The following is an 11,942-nucleotide window of genomic DNA, read 5'->3' on the forward strand; positions in this document are numbered from 1 at the left end:
ACCTCCTTTTACTGAAATTCATGCCGCAGCTGGCTCGCCGGGCAGTCCTCCCGTGTCACTTCTGCAAAGGTTTGGATGCTAGGATGTCTCAGTGTGCGATGATGCGTCAGTTCCATATACTGCACCTTAAGTCCAATCTTTGGTTGTACCCAAGTTGTCTCTGCGCTACGCTCAGGAATGTTATGGAACGGCCTATCCTTTATGATAAGTGGCTGCACCTGTGAAGTGAGTTCCCGCCAGCGATTAATGTTCAACTTCCCTGTTCCTACATGACCAATATAGATAAAATGAGGCCCGTCATATACGCCAATCGCAACGGCGTTGACGATCCCATCGCGATACGTGACGCCCCCGATCATGGCGTACAGATCATGCATAATCTTCACCTTCTGCCAGCGTGGGTCCTTGCTACCGATCCCGTAGGTGCTGGTGAGATCCTTGCAGACGATGCCTTCCATCTGATGTTGCCTCATAACGCTTAGCAAAGTAGATGCATCCGTGGAGTTAGTTACTTCCTGAACATGATTGCTGGTATGTAACACTTGGTGAAGTAAATGCTGACGAGCGGATAGTGTCAGATCTGTGACCCACTTTCCATCGTAATATAGAATGTCAAAAACCATATAAGTTATCGGTATCTGCTGTTTAGCTTGAGCAATGTTATCCGGCTTGCTCATGCGATCCCGGCGAAGGACATGATAAAAGGAGGGACGTCCTGTGTCCGGATCGAGCGCGATGATCTCACCGTCCAAAATGTAAGAGTTGCCCTCGCATAGATTGCGCGGCCCCACTAGTTCTGGATACTGGGTCGTCCGGTCATGTAACCTGCGATTGACCAGCCGTAACTCTTGCCCGTTCTCATAGGCGAGCATGCGCACACCATCCCATTTGATCTGGGCTATCCACTCGGAGCCTGTGGGTAAAGTATCTCGGGATACAGGTTCAAACGGAATAACAGGTTTGATCATGTGTTACTCCTTTCCTTAAACCAGCCACACAGCCTTATATCAGGATGATATATATAGAATGCGTGGAAGGCGTTAATGTTTTTGCAGCTTATGCTTTATATGGTGGATCAGAATTAGCAACAACGGGAGAAAAATACCGCAGGTTAAATCCCAGTCAATCCAGTAGGGGATGACCACTTTCAGATAAAATGTTTCATTTGGAGCGATCAGGATCGAGCACGATAAAATAAGGAATGCTGCCGGTAAGATTAGATTCCGATAGCTGGACAAGCGAAACAGGTGAGCAAGCCCAAGCACAAAGCCGTAAAAAAAGAGCACACTTTTGAAAAATACAGCGATAACCCATACGGAAGCCATGATCGCTTCAATCCGTTGCAAGAAGTTGCCGATGTTAATCAAACGGGACAGATTAAACGACGTAAACCAATAATGCTGTGTCATAAACGGCCCCATAATAAGCAAACACATACTCAGTATTAGCGTCAGCATTAATCCGCCAATCATACCCATGAGCAAAAAATCTCTTTTCAGATGAGAGCGCTGCTCCGTGTAAGGCAATAACATCATGAAAATACATAGTTCACAGTACGGATATGTAAGTACAGCGATAAAGCCTTTGAAAGGATCAAGCAATCCCCGACCAAGAATGGGTTTTATATTGTCGAGCTCTGCCTTGGGGAGTAGGCATAGGGTGAGAATAATCAAAAACAGGAAAACGAGAGGCAGCAGGACTTCAGCCGACCTGCCGATATTAGGTAGCCCTGATCGCAGTCCCCAAGCAAGCGCAATAATGAATGTTAAATGCAGAATCCACAGCGGTGAATTTCTTAGAATGTCGGTTGCCAAAAAATCTCCCATTTCCCGGATGAATGTCGACGTACTGATCAAAAAATAAAAAATATAGAACACGCTGATCACCGCACCGATCCAAGGCCCCAATATACGCAATACATGCTCAATCAAATTCAGACGCGGATCCAAGCGATATACAGCAAGCATGATGAGCAGTATAACTATTCCGCCCAATAAGCCAAGTAAGGAAGAAATCCAGGCATCTTGCTGAGCATAGGAGGTGATCATCGTTGGGAAAAAGAGGATCTGCTCACCGATTGTGCAAAGGAACATCAGCGAACCTAGCTGCCTGACGGTCAAACGTCCCTTTTCAATCATTCCATAAATTCTCCTTTGTCTGGCAATGTTTGAGTCTGGTTAGGATGTACCAATATTTGCGGTTTTATCAGTGACATATTAAAAAAGCCTGACCGCTTGTTCTCCTAAGGAAGCTTTGGAGGCACCAGGGACAGACTTTTTTTGCAATTACAAGTTTGGTCATAAGAAGGAAGCGGAAAATCAAGACATCTGAGCAATTGAAGGGCAACGGCTTAAGTCTAAAGTAAACAATAATTAGCTTTATTCTTCTGCAATTAGGCGGATGCGTATGTTCTGAGGGTCTGCCGCATACCATGAATCACCATCCCGGCGTACTTCAACGCCTGCCTGGCGTAAACGTTCAGCGGCCAGCTCAACTTCTTGGTTACGGGCATACACAATGGTGAAATAGTCAATTCCCGTAGCATTGGCAGGATTAATTGGAGCATTCACACCAGCCCAGATATTCAGCCCCAGATGGTGATGGTACCCTCCGGCAGACACAAACAGTGCTGACATGTTGGCGAAGTTGCCTACAATATCGAATCCGAGAATACCGGAGTAGAAGCTGCGGGCTTCTTCCAGACTGCGAACGTGGAAGTGAACATGACCGATAACAGTGCCAGCTGGCAGACCGTCCCAAGTCTCATTTGCCGACAAATCAAACAAGCTCTGTACATCCACTGGATCGCTTGCCATGACATAATTATTGTCAGCATCCCGTTTCCAAGTATCACGAGGACGGTCCGCGTAAATCTCAATTCCGTTCAGATCGGGGTCTGAAATATAGAAAGCTTCGCTTACCAGGTGATCTCCTTGACCAATCTCAATCCCGGATGCGACCAGATTACGAATGGCAAGTCCAAGCGACTTGCGGTCAGGCAGCAGAATGGCAAAGTGGTACAAGCCTGCGTGGGAACGCTCAGGCAAAGTGATGCTGTTGCTCACTTCTTCAAGACGAAGAAGGACGTTCTTTCCGTCCGCTGTCATTGTGGCGATATGATCTTGGCGTGTCAGCAGTGTGAGGCCAACAACGTCCGTATAAAACTGGATGGATCGATCCAGATTGCTAATTTTGAGACTGACTTCACCTAGATGGGTTGTGGCCGGAATTTGATAAGTAGTACTCATAGTTATTTCCTCCTTATTGTGGTTTCTCATCGTGAACAAATCAAAAATTATAATGTGCGAATACCATTTAATGGAACATGGTGCATATCGAAGCAGAGCTAAGAACTTTGAACAATATTAACTTGATAATGGATTAAATCACTTTATAAATATAAATAAGTTACTTTTCATAAGTTAATATAAAATTTTTACTGTTTTTAGTCAATAACTTAGACGAAATTCTTTCTTCGGTATGGTCACAGAGGTCTATGTGATCTGGAAGGATCGAAGTGGTAAGCCGATGGTGGTCATAAAGAGGATGATTATACATAGTGCCTCCAACACGTGCTAACGAACCGATACGGGAGTCTTTGGATCAGGTTGACCCAATTACGTCCGGTCCGTTAGACACAAGCAGGGGCCTCGACCATGAGGGGAGGAAGATATGTCACAGAGTAAACGACGCGATAGGACATACAAGCCCATATGACATGAGAGGCTAGGGAATAAAAACGAATAGTCCTTACACCCATTCTACTTCACCAGTACAATTACGCTTTTGGTTTAGCTGGGGCTTTTTTGCGTTTCGGTGCAGCAGGGGGAGCATCGGTTTCTCCTCCGGCAGCAGCCTGGGCAGTTGTTTTGCGCGGAGCGCGTTTTTTAGGTTTAGCCGTGGATGTTCCAGGGTCTGAAGGAATCGGCTTGACGGCTTCGATACTTGCTTGGAGGGCAGCCATAAGATCCATCACATTAGCTTCCGGTTTGGCTGGAGCAATCTTGATCTCCTCCCCAGCAACCTTGTGTTGAATGAGGTCGAGTAGCTTTGCCCGATAATCGTCCGTATATTTACCCGGTTCAAACGGAGTCGAAAGCTGGTCAATTAGCAGTTTGGCCATCGTGAGTTCTTTTTCGTTTACATTTTGAACTTCAGGGAGGTTAGGTACCTGTGACACGGGACGGATCTCATCCGGGTAAAAAATAGTTTCCATCGACAAACAGTCCTCCAGAACACGGATGGCGGCGAGACTGCTTTTGGAGCGAATGGAGATTTTAGCAATGCCTATTTTCCCCGTATCCCGCATGGCGTTCATGAGAAGCTGATAGGCATTACCACCAGCCTGATCAGGAGAGAGGTAATACGTTTTTTGAAAATAGATCGGGTCAATTTCAGTCAAATCCACAAAATCCAGAATGGTAATGGTTTTGCTGCTGGACTCGTTTAAGGCCTCAAGTTCTTCTTTTTCGAAAAGAACAAATTTGCCCTTTTCATATTCATACCCTTTGGTAATCTCTTCCCATTTGACTTCGACCTCACAGGAGGGGCACTGACGTACATAAGCGAGCGGGCTTCCGCAAACGTTATGAATGTAACGCATGGAGATATCTTTGTCTTCGGTAGCCGAGAACATTTTGACAGGGACATGCACGAGACCAAAACTGATCGCGCCTTTCCAGACCGTGTGCATAAGAGCGACTCCTTTCGAATTTCTTTTTTTGTTAATAGTATGGGCAGCTGTTGTAAGGGATAGTCGTAAACCCTTGATTGTTATGGTGGATTGGAGTTTCCGGATGAGGATGCAGCATGTTGTATGGTTCTGCAAGAGTCGGGGATGATAACAGAAACATGATGGGGAGGTGCCAGATGAAGAACAGGCGAGATGAGGAAGAGGCGCACAAGCACACGTTTACGCCCTATCCTCTGGAGGATGCCGAGAGTGCAGAAGAGTTTTATACGCCGGCAGCAGATGTGAATTGGGAAGCGGTGACTTCGGAGAAGCTGCCGCTTGATCGGGAATCTTTTATGCTGGATATCGATCGTATGGTGAATGAAGGTTTAGGCGGCGGTCAGGTTACAGAGGATAACGGTTATATTGGGGATAGTACGACAGATACGATTGTGCAAGAGGACCACAATGATGACCCGGAAGGAGACTACGAATAGTATGATGGATACGAAGCGGGCCAAAGCCATTTATAATTCCAAAGATACAATCGCGGTGACGCTTGAAGGTGAGCCTGTCTGGATTGAAAGTGTGGATGAGGCCAATGGTATGGCAACGGTACAAGTGGGAAGCAGACCAGGAAACACCCAAACGGTGCGAGTGGATCGTCTGGAAGAGTAGCAACTATAAAATTGTGACAAGTACGGATGGTAAAAGAGAAGCGAGGACATTCTTGAAATCAATGAAAGTGCGGCCGATACCGGAAGGTATCGGTTTTTTTAGTTAGAATCCTGTATGTGATTACGCAAAAAGATAGTTATAAAGCCCAACCTTTCCAGCATGTCCCTTCGATGTTGCGGGCAAGGAAAGGGACCGATATAATAAGGTTCAAAGTGAACTCAGACGGAAGACCGTCAAAGGTGGGACGTATATTGAATCAGACGCATGAACAGTGGGTGTATCATTCCCACAGCATTGCAGATACAGAAACGCTTGCTGCTGCACTTGCGGTGCAGGCACAAGCTGGCATGGTCATTGCACTGGACGGCGATTTGGGAGCGGGTAAAACGGCTTTTTCTCAGAAGTTTGCCTGGCATTTGGGCGTAAGAGATGTGGTAAGCAGTCCAACCTTCACGCTGATCAAGGAATACGAGGGGCGATTGCCGCTATATCATATGGATGTGTATCGCATTTCGTTGGAAGAAGCGGACGAGCTGGGTCTTGAAGAATATTTTTATGGTACGGGAGTCAGTCTGGTGGAATGGTCCAGCATTATTCCCGAGTTGTTACCCGAAGAGCATCTTCATGTGCAGATCGAAACCACAGGCATGGAAGATCGAACGATAACACTGGATGGGTATGGTGAGGGATATGCCGAGCTATGCCGACAGTTCAGACAGAATGGAGTTATAGGATGATACAGGGTTTGGGAAAAGAAGGGACGAACGAAGAGTTGCAGGAAAAGCCGCGTCAGCGGTTTTTGGTGTTGGACACATCTACCGCGGTGATGGCCGCAGCGGTGATGGAGGAGCGTTCGCTACTGGAAGAGCGCAATGAGCGAGCAGAGCGTAATCACTCGGTGCACGTCGTGCCTGTGATGGAGCAATTGCTCGGGGCCAGCGGCACGAAGCCAGGCCAACTGGACGGGATTGCCGTCGGCATTGGGCCAGGCTCATACACGGGCATCCGCATTGCGGTGACCGCGGCAAAGACGCTGGCCTGGGCGTGGGACATCCCCGTTGCCGGGGTGTCCAGCCTGCAGGCCCTCGCCTGGGGCGGCTGGCACAGCGGCCTCGCCGCCAAGGCGCAAGCTGCGGCAGATGATGCCGCAGCCGGGGCTGGCGGAACGCCATCCGCGGACCAGGGCGGCACCGGTGCCGCCCCTGTCCACTGGATCGTTCCGCTCGTGGATGCGCGGCGCGGTCAAGCCTATACCGCGCTGTTCGCCTCCGCCGGCGGCGATGCACCCCGCCGGCTGGCGCCGGATGCCATCCGTCAAGTGAACGGATGGCTGGAAGAGCTCGCCGCCCGCCTGGCGGAGGCGGCGCCGGAAGAGCGGCCCGTTGCCGTCTGGATCGTCGGCGAGACGGGCCAACATGCGGTAGCAGCGGCAGAGCTTCGCTGCCCCGCAGGAACGGCGCTCCAGCTCGTACCGTATGAGCTGGAAGGCCGCTGGATTGGGCGCCTCGGCGCCGAAGCGCTGCTTGCAGGTCAGCGTGATGACGTACATGCCCTGGTGCCGAACTACACCCAGCTGTCCGAAGCCGAAGCCAACCTGCTGCGCAAAGGCTGAAGGGAGAGGGAGAGCGTATGGACAACGTAGCGAATGAAGGACAGGAGACCATGTTTCAGTTCAGACTCATGACGGTGGCAGATATCCCTGACGTGATGGAGATTGAGCATGAAGCATTTACCCTCCCTTGGACGGAAGAGGCATTTCACAATGAATTGAAGCATAATCATTTTGCTAAATATATGGTCATGGAGCTGGACGGGACTGCCATTGGATATGCGGGCATGTGGACCATTATGGACGAGGCGCATATTACTAATATCGCAGTGAGAAAAGCATACCAGGGCCGCAAGCTGGGCGAAAAATTGCTGGACGAGCTAATGAAGACAGCGGCCTATCTTGGCATGGAGCGAATGACACTGGAGGTTCGGGTGTCGAATGTCGTGGCTCAGAATTTGTATCAGAAAAAAGGGTTTGAATCGGCAGGTCTGCGCAAAGGGTATTACTCTGATAACGGAGAGGATGCAATGATCATGTGGGCGGTGCTTCCGCCTGCAGGCCGGAGCGGCGAAGAGGAAGGAAGCGTAGTGGATTCATGAATGATCTAATAAATAATCAGGGCGGAACTCCATCCTATATTCTGGCGGTAGAGACAAGCTGTGATGAAACATCGGTAGCTGTGGTCAAAGATGGACGTGAAGTGCTATCCAATCTCATCTCTAGTCAGATCGAGACACATAAAGCGTTTGGCGGAGTTGTACCCGAGGTAGCTTCACGCAAGCATGTTGAAGTCATCACACTGATGCTGGAGCAAGCGATCGAGCAGTCTGGCATTCGCCCGCGTGATCTGAGTGCGATTGCGGTTACGCAGGGACCTGGATTGGTCGGCGCACTGCTGGTGGGTATCGTAGCAGCGAAGACGTTTGCGATGGCTCTGGGCAAACCGCTGATCGGCACCCATCATATTGCCGGTCATATTTACGCAAATCGCCTTGTGCGTGAATTGCAATATCCGGCGATGGCTCTTGTCGTATCAGGCGGGCATACCGAGCTTGTACATTTGGAGTCCGAGGGGAAATTCAAGCTGATCGGCCGCACACGGGACGATGCCGTCGGTGAAGCGTATGACAAAGTGGCTCGGGCTCTCGGTTGTCCTTATCCGGGAGGGCCGCATGTTGACCGGATGGCATCCGAAGCGGAGGATGTTGTTCCATTGCCACGAGTATGGCTTGAAGCAGGCTCATATGACTTCAGTCTCAGCGGATTGAAATCAGCTGTCCTCAATGCACTGAATCAGGCCAAGATGCGCGGCGAAACATTAGAGCCGTCTGCGGTGGCACGCGGTTTTCAGGAAGCAGTCGTTGAAGTGCTTGTGGAAAAAGCGGTACGTGCTGTTCGTGAATATGGCTCTCGTCAGTTACTTCTGTGTGGCGGGGTTGCAGCGAATCGCGGTTTGCGGACAGCTTTGCAGGAGCGCTGTGCGAAAGAAGGGCTGGAGCTCGTCATTCCGCCAATGGAATATTGTACGGATAATGCAGCGATGATCGGTGCGGCGGCGCATCTGAAATGGATTCGCGGCGAGGGGACTAATTTTGACGCGAAGGCGGACCCGGGACTTTCTCTGGAAGCCTGGTCGGTTCAGACCGAAGTGTAAAGTTCTCTCTTTTTTGAAATGAATGGTTGACATCGGTTTGTGAAGAATGTATATTAGTTACAAATTTAAACAGGAATTATCTCCTGAACTGAAAAACGCGATGAACAGGAACAGTAAGGTCACTCCGGGTCATTAGAGAGCTGCGGGATGGTGCAACGCAGCCGAAGGAAACCTGAAACTCACCTGGAAGCGGAACGATGGAACACGGCTACCAAGAAACAGGCCGAGGGCTGAAGCCAGCCGACAGTATATCGTTACGGGTTGCCTCCGTGAAAGGGCCATTGTGCTCGGGTCGAAGCAGAGTAGAACGAAACGGAGACAACTTCCGTTACGCTAATACGAAGTGTAGAGATCGATGGACAATACTAAGGGGACTTTCAAGCAGTTATTCGAACAGGCTTGGGGTCAACAAGAGTGGTACCGCGAAGGTGAACAGCCTGTCGTCTCTTGCATTATGCAGGAGAAGGCAGGCTTTTTTGATTTTTATTTTTTGATCAATATGAACAATGAATATCATATCAACAAACGTAATGAACGGGAGCAGTAGAACAGCAAAGGTGCTCAGAGAGCTGCGGGGTGGTGCGACGCAGTGGCCGGAATCGTTTGAATCTCGCCCGGGAACAGAGCTTTGGAAACATGAGCAGAGGTTGAGCATACTCGTCGCTAAACGAGAAGGTGTCAACTCATGTGTACATAGCAACGGCTAACCCCCGTTACAGGGTGTTTCTCTGAAATGTTACGGTTTCGCCGTAGTTAGGTTGAAGTCTAATGGACTTTTTGGAGAACACGAGGTGGATGGTGTCAGTGCAGGCTGAGCCATCAAGCGAGAGTGGTACCGCGGAGGGGAGAATAACCCGCCGTCTCTTTGATGAGATGGCGGGTTATTTGTTTTTGCTGCCGGCAGCAGGGTGGGCGAAAGGGAACAACCATATGGATGCAGGTCTGATCAGGAAATCTGGAACAACAGTTGTTCAGGGTGTAAGTCGACGTACACTTTGAACCATCGCACATCACATTGAACATAACTTTTTCACAAACCAAACATAACCGAACCGATATCCCAAAATTAATGGAGGTTAATGAATATGACAACCAATCCGAACAAACGCATGATTGATATTTTTGATACAACGCTGCGAGATGGAGAGCAAGCACCCGGAGCCAGCCTGCATCCTGAGCAGAAAATAGAGCTGGCTCACCAGCTGGCGGCGCTTGGCATTGACGTCATTGAGCCTGGATTCCCTATCTCCAGTCCAGGGGAGTTTGAGGCGGTTCAGGCGATCTCAAGACAATTGCAGCAGGTGGAAATCTGCGGATTTGCGCGTGCGGTCAAAGGCGATATCGATGCTGCGGTGAAGGCTACAGCAGATGCGGCCCGGCGACGAATCCACCTGTTTATATCCTCCTCTGACATTCATATTGAGCATCAGCTACGCCGTCCACGCAGTGAAGTGGTGGCAACGGCTCGGGAGATGGTCTCCTATGCGCGCCAGTTTACGGATACCGTGGAGTTCACAGCGATGGACGCTGCGCGTACCAAGATGGATGATCTGATTGAAATGATTGAAGTGGCGATTGAGGCAGGGGCAAGTATCATTAATCTGCCGGATACCGTTGGTTATGCGCTGCCGCATGAGTATGGGGAGATGTTCCGACGCGTACGTGAAGGGGCAAGGGGCGGTGATAAAGTTCGCTATAGTGCCCACTGCCATAACGATCTGGGACTTGCCGTGGCAAACAGTCTGGCTGCCATTGCGAATGGTGCTTCCCAGATTGAAGTGACGATTAACGGGATTGGGGAACGGACAGGGAATTGTGCGTTAGAGGAACTGATTATGGCGCTGGAAACACGCGGAGATGTGATCGGAGCAACAACTAACATCAAGTTGAATCAGCTGTATGAGACATCTCGCCAGATTAGCCGGGCCATGCATTTCCCGATTGCTTACAACAAACCGGTTGTTGGGCGTAACGCATTCCAGCATGAGTCGGGCATCCATCAGGACGGTTTGCTGAAAAACCGCAATACGTATGAGATTATGGACCCGGAAGCACTGGGCATTCCGCGCAGTATGATTATTTTGGGAAAACATTCCGGTCGTCACGCTCTGAAGGATCGGGTGCGCAAATACGGATTTGAACCGGATGAGCAACAAATGGAACAACTGTACGAAGTGTTCAAAGTTACCGCAGATCAGCAAAAAGTGGTAAGTGATGACCAGTTGTTGCAAATGGTAAGCCAAACGATGAATATTCCGGCACAGGACTATGAATTGGTTGAGCTGCAAGTGACGGCAGGTAGCATGACAGACCGCATGGCTGCGGTCCGTATTCGTACGAGTGCAGGGGAACAGTCCTACTCTGCCGTAGGCAAAGGTCCTGTAGATGCGACGATCCAGGCTATCGGGCAGTGTATCTCAGATGACATTACGTTTGTTGATATGGAGATGCATGCCTTGAGTGGGGGAGAAGGAGCCAGCGCGGAAGCCGTGATCACGGTAGAACGTGCCGGACGAGAGTTCAGGGGGACCGCAACACATCATGATATTGTCATGGCTGCAGGTTTGGCTTACGTTGCGGCATGTAATGCAGCTGGACTTAAAGCGGAAACTGTTGCGGATAGTGAAGAGGTGTCTGTACATTAAGGTGCCTTAGAGATATGAATATGATTTAGCAAAATAGAGCTAAAAAGGGTTCCTTCCCGCCATGGTTTGGGCGGAACGGAACCCTTTTTCTGTTTTTAATGATATGAGCAGAGTAGGAACACGCTCGCTTGCCGATTGAAATACGGAGGAATGCATAGATGAAGGGCCATTTAGTGATAACTGGATTTGTCAAGGTGTGACTATAGTTATCCACATATCCAGTATAATTTGTGGGTAACTAAGGTGAAGTCCTGCAACGAGTGTTTTCGAAACATGCGGTTCGCAGGGGATAGAATGCATCTGAGTTACCAACAATATTGTGGATAATGTGGATAAAACGGTGGATAAATATGGTTTTTACATCAAAAGCTTATTCTACCAACGTTTGATTACATGAAAAGGGTTGTGAAATGTTACTCATTGTTGTGGATAAGAAAAAGGGGGGCTTCCAAAATTTATTTTACGTAATCCATAGGCATTTGACAAATGTGAAAATATGATTTTTGATCTCTACTTAGCTGGGAGAATTGAAATTAGGTTGTATCAGCTACTCCCACGTCTCCTATATAGCTGGCTTCCTTTAAACCGCAAGAGGCTCCGCGTTACCTTCGTAACACGGAGCCTCTTGTACATTTTCAGCTGTTTGTCGTACACATCACTACACCCGATATACCCGACCTCATGTCTTATCGTGGGCAATAACTCATTTTATTAAAATTGAGATGTAGAATCACAGACGCC

General features: G+C 49.1%; 13 protein-coding genes. 9 read left to right on the forward strand and 4 right to left on the reverse strand.

The window, feature by feature from the left end; all coding sequences use genetic code 11:
• Nucleotides 1-8: 8 nt before the first annotated feature.
• The 4 genes from FS818_RS16795 to ku all read right to left on the reverse strand — a co-directional run bounded on the left by FS818_RS16795 (nt 9) and on the right by ku (nt 4,693).
• On the reverse strand, nt 9-968 hold the full coding sequence (locus FS818_RS16795) for an ATP-dependent DNA ligase (protein WP_145333278.1): 960 nt from the start codon (nt 966-968) through the stop codon (nt 9-11).
• Nucleotides 969-1,040: 72 nt separating this feature from the next.
• Nucleotides 1,041-2,138 carry a GerAB/ArcD/ProY family transporter gene (locus FS818_RS16800; RefSeq protein WP_145333279.1) on the reverse strand — a complete coding sequence of 366 codons (1,098 nt, stop codon included), beginning with the start codon at nt 2,136-2,138 and terminating at the stop codon, nt 1,041-1,043.
• A 240-nt stretch (nt 2,139-2,378) separates the two neighbouring features.
• On the reverse strand, nt 2,379-3,248 hold the full coding sequence (locus tag FS818_RS16805) for a VOC family protein (RefSeq protein ID WP_145333280.1): 870 nt from the start codon (nt 3,246-3,248) through the stop codon (nt 2,379-2,381).
• A 530-nt stretch (nt 3,249-3,778) separates the two neighbouring features.
• Nucleotides 3,779-4,693 (reverse strand): non-homologous end joining protein Ku, encoded by a 915-nt coding sequence (gene ku, locus FS818_RS16810; RefSeq protein WP_145333281.1) that lies wholly within the window; start codon nt 4,691-4,693, stop codon nt 3,779-3,781.
• Nucleotides 4,694-4,869: 176 nt separating this feature from the next.
• Here ku and FS818_RS16815 point away from each other — a divergent pair, with 176 nt between their 5' ends.
• The 9 genes from FS818_RS16815 to FS818_RS16855 all read left to right on the forward strand — a co-directional run bounded on the left by FS818_RS16815 (nt 4,870) and on the right by FS818_RS16855 (nt 11,201).
• A complete protein-coding gene (locus FS818_RS16815) occupies nt 4,870-5,169 on the forward strand; it encodes a hypothetical protein (RefSeq protein WP_090918228.1) in 300 nt (99 codons plus the stop codon).
• 4 nt (nt 5,170-5,173) lie between these two features.
• Nucleotides 5,174-5,350 (forward strand): H-type small acid-soluble spore protein, encoded by a 177-nt coding sequence (locus FS818_RS16820; RefSeq protein ID WP_145333503.1) that lies wholly within the window; start codon nt 5,174-5,176, stop codon nt 5,348-5,350.
• A gap of 251 nt (nt 5,351-5,601) precedes the next feature.
• Nucleotides 5,602-6,087: a tRNA (adenosine(37)-N6)-threonylcarbamoyltransferase complex ATPase subunit type 1 TsaE gene (tsaE, locus tag FS818_RS16825; protein ID WP_145333282.1), complete on the forward strand. Its 486-nt coding sequence runs from the start codon at nt 5,602-5,604 to the stop codon at nt 6,085-6,087.
• An 8-nt stretch (nt 6,088-6,095) separates the two neighbouring features.
• A complete protein-coding gene (tsaB, locus tag FS818_RS16830; RefSeq protein ID WP_260984445.1) occupies nt 6,096-6,962 on the forward strand; it encodes a tRNA (adenosine(37)-N6)-threonylcarbamoyltransferase complex dimerization subunit type 1 TsaB in 867 nt (288 codons plus the stop codon).
• Between the two features lie 17 nt (nt 6,963-6,979).
• Complete coding sequence (gene rimI / locus FS818_RS16835; RefSeq protein ID WP_145333284.1) at nt 6,980-7,501, forward strand: ribosomal protein S18-alanine N-acetyltransferase; 522 nt, start codon at nt 6,980-6,982, stop codon at nt 7,499-7,501.
• Nucleotides 7,498-8,556, forward strand: a complete 1,059-nt coding sequence (tsaD, locus tag FS818_RS16840) for a tRNA (adenosine(37)-N6)-threonylcarbamoyltransferase complex transferase subunit TsaD (RefSeq protein ID WP_145333285.1) — start codon at nt 7,498-7,500, stop codon at nt 8,554-8,556. Before rimI ends, tsaD begins: the two co-directional genes overlap by 4 nt.
• A gap of 355 nt (nt 8,557-8,911) precedes the next feature.
• Entirely contained in the window at nt 8,912-9,103 is a 192-nt protein-coding gene (locus tag FS818_RS29620) for a hypothetical protein (protein ID WP_145333286.1), read from the forward strand.
• A gap of 221 nt (nt 9,104-9,324) precedes the next feature.
• Nucleotides 9,325-9,555 (forward strand): hypothetical protein, encoded by a 231-nt coding sequence (locus tag FS818_RS29625; RefSeq protein ID WP_145333287.1) that lies wholly within the window; start codon nt 9,325-9,327, stop codon nt 9,553-9,555.
• 86 nt (nt 9,556-9,641) lie between these two features.
• Nucleotides 9,642-11,201 carry a 2-isopropylmalate synthase gene (locus FS818_RS16855; protein ID WP_145333288.1) on the forward strand — a complete coding sequence of 520 codons (1,560 nt, stop codon included), beginning with the start codon at nt 9,642-9,644 and terminating at the stop codon, nt 11,199-11,201.
• Nucleotides 11,202-11,942 lie beyond the last annotated feature (741 nt).

Source organism: Paenibacillus xylanexedens, from assembly GCF_007680605.1.
GTDB lineage: Bacteria > Bacillota > Bacilli > Paenibacillales > Paenibacillaceae > Paenibacillus > Paenibacillus xylanexedens_B.

Coding starts and splice junctions, on each gene's coding strand:
- rimI (WP_145333284.1), top strand. CDS start 6,980: ATGGACAACGTAGCGAATGAAGGACAGGAGACCATGTTTCAGTTCAGA.
- FS818_RS29625 (WP_145333287.1), top strand. CDS start 9,325: ATGGACTTTTTGGAGAACACGAGGTGGATGGTGTCAGTGCAGGCTGAG.
- ku (WP_145333281.1), bottom strand. CDS start 4,693: ATGCACACGGTCTGGAAAGGCGCGATCAGTTTTGGTCTCGTGCATGTC.
- FS818_RS16820 (WP_145333503.1), top strand. CDS start 5,174: ATGGATACGAAGCGGGCCAAAGCCATTTATAATTCCAAAGATACAATC.
- FS818_RS16815 (WP_090918228.1), top strand. CDS start 4,870: ATGAAGAACAGGCGAGATGAGGAAGAGGCGCACAAGCACACGTTTACG.
- FS818_RS16795 (WP_145333278.1), bottom strand. CDS start 968: ATGATCAAACCTGTTATTCCGTTTGAACCTGTATCCCGAGATACTTTA.
- FS818_RS29620 (WP_145333286.1), top strand. CDS start 8,912: ATGGACAATACTAAGGGGACTTTCAAGCAGTTATTCGAACAGGCTTGG.
- FS818_RS16800 (WP_145333279.1), bottom strand. CDS start 2,138: ATGATTGAAAAGGGACGTTTGACCGTCAGGCAGCTAGGTTCGCTGATG.
- FS818_RS16855 (WP_145333288.1), top strand. CDS start 9,642: ATGACAACCAATCCGAACAAACGCATGATTGATATTTTTGATACAACG.
- tsaD (WP_145333285.1), top strand. CDS start 7,498: ATGAATGATCTAATAAATAATCAGGGCGGAACTCCATCCTATATTCTG.
- FS818_RS16805 (WP_145333280.1), bottom strand. CDS start 3,248: ATGAGTACTACTTATCAAATTCCGGCCACAACCCATCTAGGTGAAGTC.